This is a genomic window from Thermoflavimicrobium daqui, assembly GCF_003313465.1.
GTDB lineage: Bacteria > Bacillota > Bacilli > Thermoactinomycetales > Thermoactinomycetaceae > Thermoflavimicrobium > Thermoflavimicrobium daqui.
In genome coordinates this window covers 76422-93848 of sequence record NZ_KZ845668.1, presented here as the reverse complement: position 1 = coordinate 93848, position 17427 = coordinate 76422, and the positions used below count along the sequence as shown (strand labels likewise).

General features: G+C 38.6%; 13 protein-coding genes. 11 read left to right on the top strand and 2 right to left on the bottom strand.

Translation table 11 applies throughout. The features are described 5' to 3' along the window. Nucleotides 1–48: 48 nt before the first annotated feature. Nucleotides 49–375 (top strand): EthD family reductase, encoded by a 327-nt coding sequence (locus tag DL897_RS11755; RefSeq protein ID WP_168188774.1) that lies wholly within the window; start codon nucleotides 49–51, stop codon nucleotides 373–375. Between the two features lie 301 nt (nucleotides 376–676). After that, complete coding sequence (locus DL897_RS11750; protein ID WP_113659343.1) at nucleotides 677–2773, top strand: (Fe-S)-binding protein; 2097 nt, start codon at nucleotides 677–679, stop codon at nucleotides 2771–2773. 59 nt (nucleotides 2774–2832) lie between these two features. Here the strand turns inward: DL897_RS11750 and DL897_RS11745 are convergent, their stop codons facing one another. After that, nucleotides 2833–3558 (bottom strand): TVP38/TMEM64 family protein, encoded by a 726-nt coding sequence (locus tag DL897_RS11745; protein WP_113659342.1) that lies wholly within the window; start codon nucleotides 3556–3558, stop codon nucleotides 2833–2835. Nucleotides 3559–4214: 656 nt separating this feature from the next. Next, nucleotides 4215–4712: an SH3 domain-containing protein gene (locus DL897_RS11740; protein ID WP_113659341.1), complete on the bottom strand. Its 498-nt coding sequence runs from the start codon at nucleotides 4710–4712 to the stop codon at nucleotides 4215–4217. A 589-nt stretch (nucleotides 4713–5301) separates the two neighbouring features. Here DL897_RS11740 and DL897_RS11735 point away from each other — a divergent pair. The 9 genes from DL897_RS11735 to DL897_RS11695 all read left to right on the top strand — a co-directional run bounded on the left by DL897_RS11735 (nucleotide 5302) and on the right by DL897_RS11695 (nucleotide 17417). Then, nucleotides 5302–6483 (top strand): acetyl-CoA C-acetyltransferase, encoded by a 1182-nt coding sequence (locus tag DL897_RS11735; RefSeq protein WP_113659340.1) that lies wholly within the window; start codon nucleotides 5302–5304, stop codon nucleotides 6481–6483. 92 nt (nucleotides 6484–6575) lie between these two features. After that, nucleotides 6576–7430 carry a 3-hydroxybutyryl-CoA dehydrogenase gene (locus DL897_RS11730; RefSeq protein ID WP_113659339.1) on the top strand — a complete coding sequence of 285 codons (855 nt, stop codon included), beginning with the start codon at nucleotides 6576–6578 and terminating at the stop codon, nucleotides 7428–7430. A 119-nt stretch (nucleotides 7431–7549) separates the two neighbouring features. Next, the gene (locus tag DL897_RS11725; RefSeq protein WP_113659338.1) at nucleotides 7550–8692 is read left to right on the top strand and encodes an acyl-CoA dehydrogenase; all 1143 of its coding nucleotides are present in this window, start codon (nucleotides 7550–7552) and stop codon (nucleotides 8690–8692) included. 19 nt (nucleotides 8693–8711) lie between these two features. Beyond that, a complete protein-coding gene (locus tag DL897_RS11720) occupies nucleotides 8712–9854 on the top strand; it encodes an acyl-CoA dehydrogenase (protein ID WP_113659337.1) in 1143 nt (380 codons plus the stop codon). A 7-nt stretch (nucleotides 9855–9861) separates the two neighbouring features. Beyond that, nucleotides 9862–10806 carry a methylmalonyl Co-A mutase-associated GTPase MeaB gene (meaB, locus tag DL897_RS11715; RefSeq protein ID WP_113659336.1) on the top strand — a complete coding sequence of 315 codons (945 nt, stop codon included), beginning with the start codon at nucleotides 9862–9864 and terminating at the stop codon, nucleotides 10804–10806. A 5-nt stretch (nucleotides 10807–10811) separates the two neighbouring features. Further along, nucleotides 10812–11447 carry a TetR/AcrR family transcriptional regulator gene (locus tag DL897_RS11710; RefSeq protein WP_113659449.1) on the top strand — a complete coding sequence of 212 codons (636 nt, stop codon included), beginning with the start codon at nucleotides 10812–10814 and terminating at the stop codon, nucleotides 11445–11447. 4 nt (nucleotides 11448–11451) lie between these two features. Further along, nucleotides 11452–14709, top strand: a complete 3258-nt coding sequence (icmF, locus tag DL897_RS11705) for a fused isobutyryl-CoA mutase/GTPase IcmF (protein WP_113659335.1) — start codon at nucleotides 11452–11454, stop codon at nucleotides 14707–14709. Nucleotides 14710–15048: 339 nt separating this feature from the next. Then, nucleotides 15049–15501 carry a DNA-directed RNA polymerase subunit delta gene (rpoE, locus tag DL897_RS11700; protein WP_113659334.1) on the top strand — a complete coding sequence of 151 codons (453 nt, stop codon included), beginning with the start codon at nucleotides 15049–15051 and terminating at the stop codon, nucleotides 15499–15501. Between the two features lie 302 nt (nucleotides 15502–15803). Beyond that, entirely contained in the window at nucleotides 15804–17417 is a 1614-nt protein-coding gene (locus DL897_RS11695) for a CTP synthase (RefSeq protein ID WP_113659333.1), read from the top strand. The last annotated feature ends 10 nt before the right edge of the window (nucleotides 17418–17427 follow it).

Below are 17427 nucleotides of genomic sequence, written 5' to 3'. Positions count from 1 at the left end.
TTTACTTATCAGAGATAAAGTTCGCATATTATAGAGAGAGGTGTCATTTTGTATAAGTTAATTGTCCTATATAAAGACATTATTGATCTCGAGTCATTTGAGCAATTTTACTATGATCATCATGTACCTCGTATATTAAAACTCAACGGGATTGTTAAAGTAGAAGTGACTTATTTATTTCCTGCAGACGAACAACAGCAAAGCCAAACAGAGCCTAATTATTCTCTAAAAAGTGAAATTTATTTTGAAAGCCCTGAAGCATTTGAAATAACGGTTAATAGTCCAGAAGGTGTAGAATTAATTGAGGAAATGTTGGAGTATGCGGGTGATAAGATGATCGCTTATCTTGGAAAAGAAATCGTATTTACCAAGTAGAATTTTTTTATATCAATAGAACTTCTTAAGCTCTGCTGTGAGAGGTTCTTTTCCTAAAAACTAAAAGCTAAAAATGTTTTACTCTTAAGATTAAAGAGGGAGGAGGTTATAAAGTGTATAAAAATTTACATAAATGGGGGGTAGTCGATGGATAATGATCAGAAAATTATTTAAATATGTTTTAAATAAAATATGAATGATCATTCATTCATGATGTGATAAAATAATATTAAATCATATGGCAAAACAAACAATTGGAAGCGTATTCAAAAGTAGGGAAATTGGAAAAGGAGGATGCTTTATGTCCATGCTAGCATGGATGAACTTAGTCGTATTTTTAGTCGTAGCTGCATATGCTTTTTACTTATTTGGTTATATTATTTATAGTCGTTATACATTTATACGACTGGGTAAGCCAGCAGAATTTCGCATTGATTGGAAACAACAGCTTCACGATATACTGGTTTATGTATTTGGACAAAAGAAGTTATTGAAAGATAAGAAAAGTGGAATTATGCATATAGTGATGTTTTACGGATTTATTATGATTCAATTTGGGGCCATTGATTTATTTATTAAAGGGTTGATGGGTCCAACTTCTGAAAAACCGGGAACTCTATATCAAGTTTTTACTTTTGTTCAGGAAGTTACGGTATTCCTCGTCCTTTTAGCAACTCTTTATGCTTACTATCGACGTTATATCGAAAAACTACCTCGTTTAAAACGTGGTCTTAAGTCTGGATTAGTTATTATTTTTCTTACTTCTTTATTAACATCTATTTTGTTATCAGCTACCTTTGAGAAAATCGCTTGGCACCATGGTGAATTAAGTTGGTATACACCTATTTCTTCCTTGTTGGCGATGGTGTTTGGCTTTGTTGGAGTTACAACTGGGCAAATCTTATTTTATGTATGTTGGTGGGTTCATGCTCTAGTTCTTTTTTCATTCTTAGTTTATGTGCCACAATCAAAACATTTTCATTTGTTGGCAGCACCTATCAATGTATTTTTAAAAAGAAATCAACCTCCTGCCAAACTCTCACTGATCGATTTTGAAGATGAAAGTGTTGAAACTTATGGAGCAGGACGTATAGAGGATTTGGATCAAAAACAATTGATAGACTTGTATGCATGTGTAGAGTGTGGTCGCTGTACGAATGTATGTCCTGCATCGGGAACAGGAAAGATGTTATCACCGATGGATCTGATTGTTAAATTACGGGATCACCTTACTACTAAAGGAGCTGCAATTACATCTCATACACCTTGGGTTCCCTCGTTTGCATTTGCAGGAGCAAATCAAGCAGCGCTTAGTCTAGGGGCAAGCACAGAAGGTGGTACTTCTGAATACCCGATACAAATGATTGGTGATGTCATTAAAGAACAAGAACTATGGGCATGTACAACATGTCGAAACTGTGAGGATCAATGTCCGGTGATGAATGAACATGTGGACAAAATTATTGATATGCGTCGTTATTTGGTTATGACCGAAGGAAAAATGAATGCAGAAATTACTCGTACATTTAATAATATTGAACGACAAGGAAATCCATGGGGTTTAAGCCGAAAAGAACGGGATCAATGGAAGAAAGAGGCAGAAGTACCTGTTCCGACAGTAAAAGAAGAAAAAGAGTTTGAGTATCTCTTTTTTGTAGGATCTATGGGATCATATGATAATCGTAGTCAAAAAATTGCTAGGGCGCTGGCAAGGATCTTGCATCATGCGGGTGTGAAATTTGCTATTCTAGGAAATAAAGAGAAAAATTCAGGGGATACAGCTCGCCGTTTAGGAAATGAGTTTTTGTTTCAACAGCTTGCTATGGATAACTTATCTTTATTTGAAAAACATAAAGTGAAGAAAATTATTACGATTGATCCACATGCTTTTAATATTTTTAAAAATGAATATCCTGATCTTGGACTAGAAGCAGAAGTTTATCATCATACTCAAGTTTTGGCAGAGTTGATTCGTGAAGGAAGGATTAAACCAACTAAAGAAGTAAAAGAGCGGATTACTTATCATGACTCTTGTTATTTAGGTCGTTATAACCAAACTTATGATGCTCCGCGCCATATCCTTAAAAGCATACCAGGGGTTGAACTCGTAGAGATGAAACGAAATCGAGAGAATGGTATGTGTTGTGGTGCTGGAGGTGGTTTAATGTGGACTGAAGAGACAGAAGGAATACGTATTAATGTAGCTCGTACTGAACAAGCTTTGGAAGTGAATCCTACCGTTATAGGAAGCGCTTGTCCGTACTGTCTAACGATGTTATCAGATGGTACCAAAGCAAAAGAAGTTGAGGAAAAAGTACAAACAATGGATGTTGTGGAAATTTTGGCCATGTCTATCGATTGGGATCAAGATGACCAATCTACCAATGCTGTACACTAGGACGAATAGAGATTAGATATCCAAAAAGAGACCACCTGTTTATAGAAAACAGGTGGTTTTTAATTTCTCTCTGTTTTTTTAGACAAAACCCAAGTCTCAATATGGCTGCGATAGAAGTAAGCAATTCCTAGTGAAAGAAGTACAATAATTCCGATGGTAACCCATAGCACCAAAGAACCTTTTAAAAGTCCTGTAGTAATGAGAATGGTAACAAACATACTCGGTAGACGTCCAATAAGTACTAGAATAAAAAAACGTCGAAACGAAATCGTAGAAAGCCCCGCTAACGCACAAACTGCATCATCTGGTAAAAAAGGGAGTAAGAAAATAATAAAGAGTAGTAAGCCTTTCCGATCAAATACACCTATATATTTATTATAAATAGATGGGCCAACTAGTTTCATCACTAGTGGTCTGCCCCAGTATCTTCCTAGGAGAAATACGATGATCGAGCCTGTTACGGCTCCTGCTAAACTTAAAGCTAGTCCACCTAAGGTTCCAAAAAGATAAGCGCTTACAACTACAGTGGCTCCACCCGGAATTGGAGCAATTACTACTTGTAATACTTGTATGACAAAGAAGGCAACAGGAGCCCAAACACCAAAACCTAAAATGAAGCTTCGTAGAGACTCGACAGAGGAAAATAACTGTTTGGCTTGTATCCAAATTTTTTGCCAATCGAGTAAGATTGAAAGATAGATAATGCCTACTAGAAATAAAGTAATCAATAAAAAACCAAAGAAGAGTCTCCATTTGCGATGATGGTTAGTCGGAGTGTTTTGCATAGTTAAAAGTACTCCTTTTAAAAATGAACTTTAACAAATCTATACTGATGATTATCAGGGCTGTTGATTTGCATCATATTGGAATGAAGTGAGGGCATGTTTTCGCCACGTGACTGATGATGTCTGGCAAGGATGAGTCCGAGTCCGCTCATTCCATCAGATGGAACGCTGGGAGCCGTATGGAAGTAACACGTGGAAGTCATTGCGCTAAAAGCCCATCGGATTCCATTCACTTCCGCTAGGTAAGAAATGATAGAAGTTCTTATAGGATTTGCCTCTTAGAACTTCTTATCCCGTAGAGTGGGGCATGAGGTCGACTGAGTCGAAAAATGCCATCCCTTTCTTACCTATGTTTGGTTAATTAACACTCCTGGATGATTATATTTTTTCTTGCTCCATGGAAGAAATAAAAACCTTGTAGGAAAAAATACAGAAAGAGCTTACCTTTAAGCCCTTCCAAAAGAAAAATTTATTAAAATGTCGAATCATTTTCCTAATGTATTATCTTTCTTGTTTTATTCCATCTTGATTTTATGTCAAAAGAAGAAAAAATAAAATATAAAGCCTATATGAGATCGTGACAGATTCTTGGACAAAGAAAGACTCGATGTAAAGAAGCTGATCCAACGGATAGAATTATCCTTGGATCAGCTTTTTTAATCTTTTTTATAGTTGGATTGTAAATAATAACTTGGATTTAACGTTTTATATGATATCCAGCCTTGATAGGAATTATAAGTCACAAAACACCAGATTCGATAATCAGTCGGATCTACCTGTGCAGTTTGAACATATAATTGTGCCCCTTTTGGTACATGGGTTACTTTACCGGAAGAAATATTTGGACCACTCCGCAAATGTGCTGAGTCATGGACTGATTGAGTAGTATTTTTTATTGCCTGGGCAATATCATTAGCTTGTTGTAATTTTGTATCCACCGAGTACGTTGGAGACGGATTTGGAGCTGGTTGAGTGGGTGGTAGTGGTTGTGGATTGGATACTTCCGACTTCTTTTGTTCAGGTGCTTTTTCTTTAGGTTGTTCTGGAACTACAATATCTACTTTTGTCGTCTGGGTTGATGGAGTTGTCTGACCACATCCCGACAGTAAAAGAAGGATGCTTAGTCCTCCTGTCCAAATAGGAATTTTTCTCATTGTCAATAGCTACGAGATAAATAGAATAATGCCGATTTGCATGTACTCAAACAAAATGAGTTGGGTAGCTTATAACAGAACGGGCATCTTTTCTATTTGTAGCTAGCTGCACTCCTCTCTTTATATCAAATAGATTAAAGTAAGCACTATAAGTGAATGATAAGACTTTGCTTTTACATAGAAGCCTGTTGCATAATTCGATTCAAAGACTAAATCACTCCTGGTGTAGGATCGACTTTTCCCAAAAGGACAAGCGTTTCTAAGAGCAAAGTTCTTAGAAACTCTATGGCTGATATGGGACGGGAGTGAGTGAGGAAGCGATGAGCAACTGATTGATATAACAAATTCAAATATAAAATGGATGAGTTCTCCATTGGCTAAAAGGAGTGGTTGAATCTTCATTTCTATTTTAGCATAGGAATTGGGTATACATGTTTTTGATTATGTTATTAATTTGGTAAATTTAATTATGATAATAACATATTCTATTTTGACTATTGCCAATGGAATATCACTAGTGTACCCTTATATATGAAGGCGCTTACATGTTTTATTTCCGACCGAGCGCTCAGTAGAAGGAGGGTTTTAAATGAAGGAATCCGTTATTTTAGGAGGAGCAAGAACTCCTTTTGGTAAATTTGGTGGAGTGTTTAAGGATGTTCCAGCCGTTGAGTTGGGTGGGATTGCCTTAAGAGAGGCTATGAACCGTGTTAAGTTATCAGGTGAATTTGTTGATGAGGTTATTATGGGGATGGTATTACAAGGAGGAGCTGGTCAAATTCCTTCGCGACAGGCAGCTAGATTAGCGGGCTTGCCTTGGGAAGTAGGAACTGAAACGGTAAATAAAGTTTGTGCTTCAGGAATAAGAAGTATTACTTTAGCAGATCAGATTCTTCGGGCTGGAGATGCCAGTCTAATTTTAGCTGGTGGAATGGAAAATATGAGTCGTGCTCCTTATATTTTGAAGACGGCTCGCTTTGGACAACGTATGGGTGATGGGCAGTTAGTCGATTTAATGGTTCATGATGGGTTGTGGTGTGCTTTTCATGATGTTCATATGATTGTACATGGTAGTCGAATTGCAGCAAAATATGAAATTTCCAGAGAAGAGCAAGATGAGTTTGCATTACGTAGTCATCAAAGAGCTGCAGAGGCTATTGATGCGGGTCGTTTGGCGGAAGAGATAGCTACAGTTACCGTTAACGAAAAAAGAAAGGAAATAGTAGTTGATCAGGATGAATCGGTAAGAAGAGATACGAGCTTAGAAAAACTTTCGAAGTTAAAGCCAGCTTACTTGGCAGATGGAAGTGTAACGGCTGGTAATGCACCTGGAGTAAATGATGGGGCTTGCGCGCTTGTTGTTTCAACTCAAGCAAAAGCTGAAGAGCTAGGTATTAAACCGATGGCAAAGATTTTGGGTCATGCGCAAGTGGCGATGGAAGCAGAAAACTTTCCGATCACACCAGCCTATGCCATACAAAAATTATTAAAAAAGACGAATGTGGATCTAAAGCAAATCGACTTATTTGAGATCAATGAAGCATTTGCCGCAGTAGCCCTAGCTAACAGTAAGATTTTAGGGATTGATCTTGAGAAGCTAAATGTAAACGGTGGAGCCGTGGCCTTAGGTCATCCGATTGGAGCGAGTGGTGCAAGAATCGTACTTACTTTGATTCATGAGCTAAAGCGCCGTGGTGGTGGCTTAGGAATTGCAGCGATTTGTAGTGGGGCTGCACAGGGAGATGCGATTTTAGTCAAAGTAGATGGGTAATTTCTGCATATTGTCTTCATTGGAGTAGAAATGTAGGATTAGCTTTTCTCTTTAAGTATAGAAGGATAACTTTAAGTAGAGGGTGAGATGTTTTGGAAATCAAACAGATTGGTGTAATTGGTGCTGGTCAAATGGGAAGTGGAATTGCCCAGGTTGCAGCTCAAGCGGGCTATTCGGTAGTAATGATGGATGCATCTGATAGCCAATTGGATAAAGGAATCGAACGTATTCAGAAAAACTTGGATCGTAGTGTAGAAAAAGGAAGAATTAGTGTAGAAAAAAAGGTGGAAATTTTAGAACGGATAGGAACCACCTCCAAAATCGAAGTGGTTGCAGCGGATTCCGATATCGTGATTGAAGCTATTATAGAAAATATCAAAGTAAAGTCTGAAGTATTCCGAGAGTTAGATGTACATTGTCCTTCACATACCATTTTGGCTAGTAATACATCTTCACTTCCCATTACTGAAATAGCTGCTGTAACCAAAAGACCTGAAAAAGTGATTGGAATGCATTTTATGAATCCAGTACCTGTGATGAAACTTGTCGAGGTGATCCGGGGACTTGCTACATCTGATGATGTATTTCATACTGTGCACGATTTAGCGGTTCAAATGGGGAAACAACCGGTTGAAGTACAAGATTTCCCTGGTTTCGTATCCAATCGTGTATTGATGCCAATGATCAATGAAGCAATTTATACAGTGTATGAAGGAGTTGCTACTCCTGAAGCTGTTGATCAAGTGATGAAGCTAGGCATGAACCATCCTATGGGCCCTCTTACTTTAGCTGATTTTATCGGTCTAGATACTTGTCTATACATCATGGAAACTTTATATGAAGGATTTGCTGATAGTAAGTATCGCCCATGTCCACTTCTACGTAAGTATGTGAAAGCGGGTTGGCTTGGACGAAAAAGTGGTCGTGGTTTCTATGTGTATGAATAGATAGTTGCTAAAGGTCTAAAAATGAGGTGAATGTGAACGTAAAAACAAGAGGCTAAGTTAGAGAGAGAGCTCTACTGTAATCAAGTCATAATGGAGTAGCACCGGAGGTAAAGATTACAATGAAACTAGTATGGAACGAAGAGCAGAACACCATGCAAAAAATGGTACGTGACTTTGCTGAACAGGAGATTCAAGCTTATGTCTCTTCGATGGATGCAGATGATCAATTTCCGCGTGATGTGATTCATAAGATGGCGAAGTTAGGATTGATGGGGATTCCTATACCGGAAAAATGGGGTGGAGCTGGAGCCGATTTTATATCATATATTCGTGCACTTGAAGAGATTTCCCGTGTAAGTGCTACTGTTGGTGTTATATTAGCTGTTCATACTTCGGTGGCTACCCTTCCAATACTAAACTATGGAACTGAGGAACAAAAAAAGAAATATGTGATCCCTCTAGCCCAGGGAAAATACCTTGGCGCGTTCGCATTAACCGAACCACAGGCGGGATCAGATGCATCTGCTATCAAAACACAAGCGCGTAAAGATAAAGATCGATATATTTTAAATGGGAATAAGGTATTCATTACCAATGCAGGAGAAGCTGATATTTATATCACTTTTGCAGTAACAGATCCTTCTAAAGGTATTAAAGGAATTTCTGCCTTTATTGTTGAACGAGATACACCTGGGTTCAAAATCGGCAATAAAGAAAAGAAAATGGGCTTAGGTGGATCAAATACATGTGAGCTAATTTTTGAAGATGCTGTCGTTTCAGCGGAAAATCTCTTAGGAGAAGAAGGACAAGGTTATGAAATAGCCCTTTCTAATTTAGCAGGTGGTAGGATTGGGATCGGCGCGCAAGCATTAGGTATTGCTAAAGCGGCTCTAGCATATTCCTTAGATTATGCTAAACAACGCACACAGTTTGGTAAGCCTATTATTAAACATCAAGCTATTCAAATGAAACTAGCCGATATGGCTATGCAAATAGAAGCAGCAAGTCTCCTAGTTTATCGAGCTGCAGAGGCTAAACAGCTAGGTAAATCGTGCAAAAAAGAAGCAGCGATGGCGAAATTTTTTGCAGCAGATACAGCCATGCAGGTAACGACAGAAGCAATTCAAATCTTTGGTGGATATGGTTATTCCAGAGAATTCCCAGTTGAACGCCTATTTCGTGATGCTAAAATAACACAAATTTATGAAGGAACCAATGAGATTCAACGGATCGTTATTGCAAATGAACTCTTTAAAGACTAACAGAATAGGAGAATGCCAAATGCAGTTTCGCTTAAGTGAAGAGCATGAAATGATGCGAAAAATGGTTCGTGATTTTGCTACGAAAGAAGTAGAACCAACAGCCAGTGAACGCGATGAACAAGAAATATTTGATCGTTCGATTTTTGATAAAATGGGTCAGTTAGGGTTGGCTGGGATTCCTTGGCCTGAGGAGTTAGGGGGTGGAGGCGCCGATTTTCTTAGTTATGTGATTGCTGTAGAGGAACTTTCTCGTGTTTGTGCTTCGACTGGGGTAACATTATCGGCACATATTTCACTAGCGAGTTGGCCTATTTATCATTTCGGGAATCCTGAACAAAAAGAGAAATATTTACGTCCATTAGCCGAAGGAAAGATGTTAGGAGCTTATGGATTAACCGAACCCGGATCTGGTTCTGATGCAGTAGGAATGAAAACGACGGCAGTCAAAGATGGGGACTACTATATCTTAAACGGAAGTAAAATTTTTATCACCAATGGTGGGGATGCCGAAATTTACGTTGTTTTTGCAGTAACAGACCCAGAGAAAAAACATAAAGGAATCACTGCATTTATTGTAGAGAAGGGAACACCTGGATTTTCATTTGGTAAGAAAGAAAAGAAGTTAGGTATTCGCTCTTCTCCAACATTAGAAATCTTATTTGATCAATGTCGCATTCACGAAAGTCAGCGTCTAGGTAATGAAGGAGACGGATTTAAAATTGCGATGATGACATTAGATGGTGGACGGAATGGGATAGCAGCTCAAGCTGTCGGAATCGCCCAAGGTGCACTGGATCATGCTTTAGCCTATGCCAAAGAACGTAAGCAATTTGGAAAACCGATTGGTAAGCTGCAAGCCATTCAATTTAAATTAGCTGATATGGCAACCCAAATTGAAGCGGCAAGACTACTTACTTATCAAGCAGCTTGGCGTGAAACGGTAGGACTTCCATACGGTAAAGCATCAGCGATGGCCAAATGCTTTGCTGGAGATATAGCAATGAAAGTAACAACCGAGGCTGTGCAAATTTTTGGAGGTTATGGTTATACCCGAGAGTTTCCAGTCGAGCGAATGATGCGGGATGCTAAAATAACACAAATTTATGAAGGTACCAATGAAATCCAACGATTAGTCATTTCTAATTATTTGATGAAAGAGTAGATGCCTTATGGATGGATGGCTTCGTTTACTTAAACAAAAAGATAAACGAACCATTGCCCGGCTGATTACCAAAATTGAAGATGGATCCCCAGAGAAAAATCAGTTGTTAGAAAAGATATTTCCTGAAACCGGAAAAACCTTTTTGATTGGACTCACTGGCCCACCTGGAGCAGGAAAGAGTTCATTGATAGATGGTTTGATTACAAAAATTAGACAAGTTGGGCTTTCGGTAGGAGTGATTGCTGTTGATCCTACCAGCCCTTTTACAGGTGGAGCTATGTTAGGGGATCGTGTTCGAATGACTAAACATGCTTTGGATACAGATGTTTTTATTCGAAGTATGGGTAGCCGTGGCAATGTAGGTGGGCTTTCGCGATCAACCAGAGAAGCTGTACGTGTATTGGATGCAGCAGGGTTTGATGTTGTATTGATCGAGACCGTAGGTGTAGGGCAAGCAGAATTAGAGATTATGCACTTAGCAGATACAGTATTATTGGTGCTTAACCCCGGAGCGGGTGATATTGTCCAAGTCTTTAAAGCTGGAATTATGGAAATTGCTGATTTATTTGTGGTAAATAAAGCGGATTTATCTGGAGCCAATCGGTTAGTTACAGAAATTGAAGAGCTACTCGATTTACAACAATGGGAATGGAGACCGCCGATTGTTCAAACGATTGCTTCCTTAAATCAAGGAATATCGGAATGTTGGTCTCAAATCATAAAGCATCGCCAACATTTGGAGGAAACAGGAGAATGGGTGAAGCGTAGACAAAATCACTTGCGACAAGAGGTTTTGGAATTACTTGAGGATAGTTTCTATCAATTTTTAAAACAGGAGATGAAAAAACCAGAATTTGAAGCAGAATTGGAGCAAGTAGCACTTCGGAGAAAGGTTCCCCATCAGGTAGCTCGGATTTGGTTGAATCGGATTTTGTTTGGAAAGAAGGAGTGATCACTGTGAAACGCAATCCCCCTGTCATTCCCTCTGTTGTCAAAGACCAACGCTTGGTTAAAGAACGAAGGCAACAGATTGTGGAGGGAGCCGTACGTTTATTTATAAAAAAAGGATTCCATAAAACCACAACTCGTGAGATTGCACGGGCTTGTGGATTATCGATTGGTACGATGTATGAATATATCCAAAGCAAAGAGGATGTTTTATATCTCGTTTGTGAGTATATCCATACAGAGCTGGAAACACGACTTAGAAAGTCATTGTATGAATCGGATACTGCACGTGATTCGCTTAGAAAGTGTGTGGAAAACCTGTTTTATACAGTGGATGAAATGAGCTCATTAATTGTGTTGATTTATCAAGAAGCTAAATCACTTCCCAAAGAACTCATGTCTTATGTATTGCAAAAAGAAGAAGAGATTACAGGTATTTTTGAAAATATCTTAATTAAAGGAATGGAAGATGGAACTCTTTCGGTAGATGAAAACACAGTAAAATTGATGGCACACGATATCATGGTTATCGGTGAAATGTGGGCGTTTCGTCGTTGGGCGCTCAAAAGACATTATACAATTGATCAATATACGAAGCGACAAATGGCTTTAATACTTGATAAGCTGATACCAAGGGAGGGCTAAGACGATGGAAGTAGAAGTATATCAACCTAAACACGCAGTTCGCTTTGTAACCGCCGCTAGTCTATTTGACGGACATGATGCATCAATTAACTTATTTCGCCGTCTCTTACAAGCTACAGGTGTAGAAGTGATTCATTTAGGGCATAATCGCTCTGTCAGTGAGATTGTTGAGGCTGCGATTCAAGAAGATGTTCAAGGAATTGCTCTCTCATCTTATCAAGGCGGACATATGGAGTTTTTCCGCTATGTTGTTGATCTATTAAAGGAAAAAGGTGCTTCTCATATCCGTGTTTTTGGTGGCGGTGGAGGAGTGATTGTTCCAAATGAAATTAAAGAATTAGAGGAATATGGGGTATCGAAAATTTTCTCTCCTCAAGATGGTCGTCAACTTGGCTTGCAAGGTATGATTAATTATATGATTCGGGAAGCGGACTTTTCGACGATTGCAAAAAGGGACTGGAGCCAAGACTTAGAGCGATGTAGAAAGGGAGAGCAGCAAGCTACTTCCCGTCTCCTAACACTGGTAGAGCAGGCTGCAGAAGATGAAAACTTACGTCTTCAGTCTCAAACACTGATCGCAGAAATTTTATCCCCCGTTTCCCGCCGGATTCCTGTCATTGGTATAACAGGGACAGGTGGTGCAGGTAAAAGTTCATTAACCGATGAACTGGTACGACGCTTTATTCATGATTTTACAGATAAAAAAGTTGCCATCTTGTCAATTGATCCTTCCAAACAAAAAACCGGTGGAGCACTTTTAGGTGACCGTATTCGAATGAATTCAATTCATCATCCACATGTATTTTTGCGTAGTTTTGCGACCCGTCGAACACGTTCAGAGCTAAGTGGTGCGATCCGTGAAGCGATTGCCGTAATGAAGCAAGCCGGATACGATTTAATTATTGTTGAGACTAGTGGTATTGGGCAAGGGAATGCAGATGTAGTCTCTATTAGTGATGTATCTGTCTATGTGATGACTTCTGAATATGGATCTCCATCGCAGCTAGAAAAAATTGAAATGCTTGATTATGCCGATTTAGTAGCGATTAATAAATTTGACCGCAAAGGTTCAGAAGATGCTTTGCGTGATGTAAAAAAACAATATAGACGTAATCACCAACTTTTTGAAATTCCCGATGATCAAATTCCAGTCTATGGGACGATGGCTAGCCATTATAATGATCCAGGAACTAACGTTTTTTATCGTAAACTTATAGATCGAATGAATGAAAAGTTACAGTTAAGTTGGGAATCATCACTATCTATAGATAATCAACAGTTGCAAAAGAAATATATTATTCCACCTGAAAGAACTCACTATTTACATGAGATTGTAAGTACTGTTCGAAAATATCATCAAAGATCCCGTGAACAATCAAAGCTAGCAAGTCATCTTTATCAACTTCAGGGGGTAAAAGAACTTTTTGCCAGCGAAGAGAATAAAGATCCTATTGTAACTCAACTGGAGCAAAAAACAAAAGAGATCCAACAACAAATTTCAAGCGAAAACAAAGAAGCTTTGTCTACTTGGCCTGATCTAGTTAAAAAATATAAACAAGACCAATTAGTGACAAAGGTACGTAATCGAGAGATTCAAACGCCTCTTTTTACGGAAACTTTATCTGGGTCGAAAATTCCCAAAGTAGCACTCCCCAAATATAAAGATTGGGGTCAGTTATTACGTTGGTTACACAAAGAAAATTTACCTGGGTTTTTTCCTTTTACAGCAGGAGTATTCCCCTTAAAGAGAACAGATGAAGATCCTAAGCGACAATTTGCTGGAGAAGGGACTCCAGAGAGGACCAATAATCGCTTTCATTATTTATCTAAAAATGATGCTGCTAAACGCTTATCAACAGCCTTTGATAGTGTCACACTATATGGCGAAGACCCAGCGGAGCGACCTGATATTTTCGGGAAAATTGGGGAGTCAGGCGTAAGTATTTGTACACTTGAAAATATGCAACAACTCTATCAGGGCTTTGATCTATGTGCACCAAATACCAGTGTGTCGATGACGATTAACGGCCCAGCTCCTATTATATTGGCGATGTTTTTTAATACAGCGATTGAACAACAATTGGATCGGTTTCGTAAAGAGCAAGGTCGAGAACCTAATATAGAAGAAAAAGAAGAAATTAAGCGAAATACGTTAAAAGCGGTACGTGGGACCGTACAAGCAGATATCTTAAAGGAAGACCAAGGTCAGAATACTTGTATTTTCTCTACAGAATTTGCATTAAAAATGATGGGAGATATTCAGCAATATTTTATTGATCATGGTATTCGCAATTATTATTCGGTTAGTATTAGTGGTTACCATATCGCAGAAGCTGGTGCCAATCCAATTACTCAACTTGCTTTTACACTAGCTAATGCCTTTACTTATGCAGAATATTATTTGAGTCGTGGTATGAAAATTGACGACTTCGCTCCTAATCTTTCGTTCTTTTTTAGCAATGGATTAGATGCAGAGTATTCTGTGATCGGGCGGGTAGCACGCCGTATTTGGGCGATTGTCATGAAACACCTTTATGGTGCGAATGAACGAAGCCAGAAACTAAAGTATCATATTCAAACATCAGGTCGTTCTTTACATGCACAGGAGATTGACTTTAATGATATTCGTACGACCTTACAAGCATTAATGGCACTTTATGATCAATGTAACTCGCTGCATACCAATGCTTATGATGAAGCGATTACTACACCAACCGAAGAGTCTGTTCGTCGCGCCATGGCGATTCAGTTAATTATTACAAAAGAGTTAGGATTAGCAAAAAATGAAAATCCGTTGCAAGGTTCGTTTATCATCGAAGAGCTAACGGATTTGGTAGAAGAAGCGGTATTAAAAGAATTTGAGCGGATTAGCGACCGTGGCGGTGTTCTTGGAGCGATGGAAACACAATACCAGCGCGGGAAAATTCAAGATGAGTCCCTTTATTATGAGACTAAAAAGCATACAGGTGAGCTACCGATTATCGGTGTAAATACATTTGAAGGTCCAAACTCGAATGTGGAGACAGATGTACAATTAACTCGTGCTACCGAAGAGGAAAAGTATTCCCAAATCGAACACGTTAGAAAGTTTCATAATAAGCACCAACAAGAAGCCAAAGAGGCATTAGAGCGTTTGAAGCGAGTAGCCAAAGAAGAAGGAAATATTTTTGCTGAATTGATGGAAACGGTAAAAGTAGCTAGTTTAGGACAGATTACAGCAGCATTATATGAGGTTGGAGGACAATATCGCCGTAATATGTAGTGTGTTTTTCTTGAAAGCTTGTTTTCAAAAAGGATAGGTAGCAGGTTTAAAAAGGAAGCCTCTACGAAAAAATGGTTATATCAACCAATTTGTTATTCATTTATCTATCTAGGTAGGTTGATCAAAGCTGCGAAAGAGTCAACCAACAGCATGGAGTGGCTGATCTATACAGCAATTTTTAAATATGATGTATGCATATTTCGCAAGCTCATGGTTATTTCTTAATTGAGAGAATGCTTTGTGGTTGACTTCAGCAGTGTTTTGGTTAAAATAATTGTACGAGAAGATATGGAGAGTAGATCCTAAGGGATCGAATCCATATGGAAGGATGTGTCCATTTTGAGTGACAACCTAGCAGCGGAAAAAATCATAGAGACTTCAATGGTTGATATAGCTTATGATTTGTTAAAAGAAAAAGGGGAACCCATACAATTTTTAGATATGTTTAGTCAAATCTCTAAAATTAAAGGGTTTACCCAAGAAGATATTAACTATTATATTTCTCAGCTTTATACGGATATAAATATTGATGGTCGCTTTGTTTGTGTAGGCCGTAGCTTATGGGGACTTAGATCTTGGTATCCAACCGAACAAACTACCGACTCTGCTGTGGCTGCACATATTAAAGATGATGAAGATTTAGATGAAGAATTGTATGAAGACAGCGACGACTATGATTTGAATTTAGATGAATTAGATCCAGAGTTAGTAGAATTTGACGAGGATTCATCTTATGAAGATGAAGATGAAACTGATGACGAAGATGGCGAGGAAGAAGAGGAAGATCTATAACAGTGTGAAGTCTTTCTTGACAAAGGGTTTCCCCTTCGTTAAACTTACTTTTGGGCTCTATTAAGTACGGTTTATTAGCATCCTTATCATTTAAGCTTTTTAGCAATCAATGAGCGCCCCTAATTTTGGGGGCGCTTTTTCTATTTTTTTATAATCTGGGGCATTATTTTATATAGGAGGTGTAAAACTGTTACGACAAAACATAGAAAAAGTTCATGGTCCTTTTTTTTATGGTCCTAATTTTTGATCTTAACTTGTATGATCTGCGGACTTTTTCGTTATGTTTAGTAACAGGAAAGATTATGACCAAATTTATTTTTGTAACTGGTGGTGTAGTCTCCTCATTGGGAAAAGGAATTGTGGCTTCATCATTGGGAAGGCTTCTAAAAAATCGCGGTTTGAAAGTAACGATCCAAAAATTTGATCCATATATAAATGTGGATCCAGGAACCATGAGTCCATATCAACATGGAGAAGTTTTTGTAACTGATGATGGAGCGGAAACGGACTTAGATTTGGGGCATTATGAACGTTTTATTGATATCAACTTAACAAAAAATAGTAATGTGACAACAGGAAAAATCTATTCTTCTGTTATTAATAAAGAACGTCGTGGAGATTACTTAGGTGGAACTGTGCAAGTAATTCCACATATTACCAATGAAATTAAAGATCGGGTATTTAGAGCAGCTAGAGAATTTCATCCTGATGTCGTGATAACCGAGATTGGGGGAACGGTTGGGGACATCGAAAGTCTTCCTTTTATCGAAGCAATTCGCCAAATTAAGAGTGATGTTGGACGGGAAAATGTAATTTATATTCACTGTACATTAGTACCAATGCTAAAAGCGAGTGGAGAGTTAAAGACAAAACCGACTCAGCATAGTGTAAAAGAATTGCGCAGCATTGGGATCCATCCGAATGTAATTGTTTGTCGTACAGAGTATCCCTTGTCTGAGGAAATGAAACGGAAAATTGCTCTTTTCTGCGATATTGATCGTGAGGCAGTGGTTGAATCAAGAGATGCAGACACTTTATATGAAGTGCCTTTAATGTTGCAAAAAGAAGGACTGGATGAAATTGTTGTAAAGCATTTAGGATTGGATAGTGGTCCTGCTGATATGACAGAGTGGCTCGCTTTGGTAAATAAAGTAAAAAATCTTACTCATAAGACAAGAATTGCCATTGTTGGGAAATACGTTGCTTTACCTGATGCATATATGAGTGTGGTTGAATCACTTCGTCATGCTGGTTTTGAAAGTGACACAGAAATCGAAGTGAAATGGGTTAACTCCGAAGAAGTAAATGAAGATAATGTCGATAATTTATTAGGAAATGTGGATGGAATTTTAGTTCCAGGTGGCTTTGGTGATCGTGGAATTGAAGGGAAGATCGTTGCTACTCGTTTCGCACGTGAGAACCAAATACCTTTCTTAGGCATTTGTCTTGGGATGCAAATGGCTTGTGTTGAGGGAGCACGTCATGTCCTTCATTTAAAAGAAGCACAAAGTGCAGAGATTGCTCCTGAAACCCCTTACCCTATTATTGATCTTTTACCGGAACAAAAAGAAATCGAAGAGCTAGGTGGAACGATGCGTTTGGGACTATCACCTTGTAAGCTTCAACCAGGTAGCCTAGCATATCAAGCATATCATACTGATGTTGTGTATGAACGTCATCGCCATCGTTATGAGTTTAATAACGAGTATCGCAAGCAAATGGAGCAAGCTGGTTATGTGTTTTCTGGAACTTCTCCTGATGGCCGTTTAGTTGAAATCGTGGAATATAAAAATCACCCATGGTTCGTTGCTTCACAATTCCACCCTGAGTTTAAATCTCGTCCAAATCGCCCTGCGCCTTTATTCCGAGATTTTGTAGCAGCAGCTCTAAATATTAAACAAAAAGTACAAGTCTAATTGACATTGG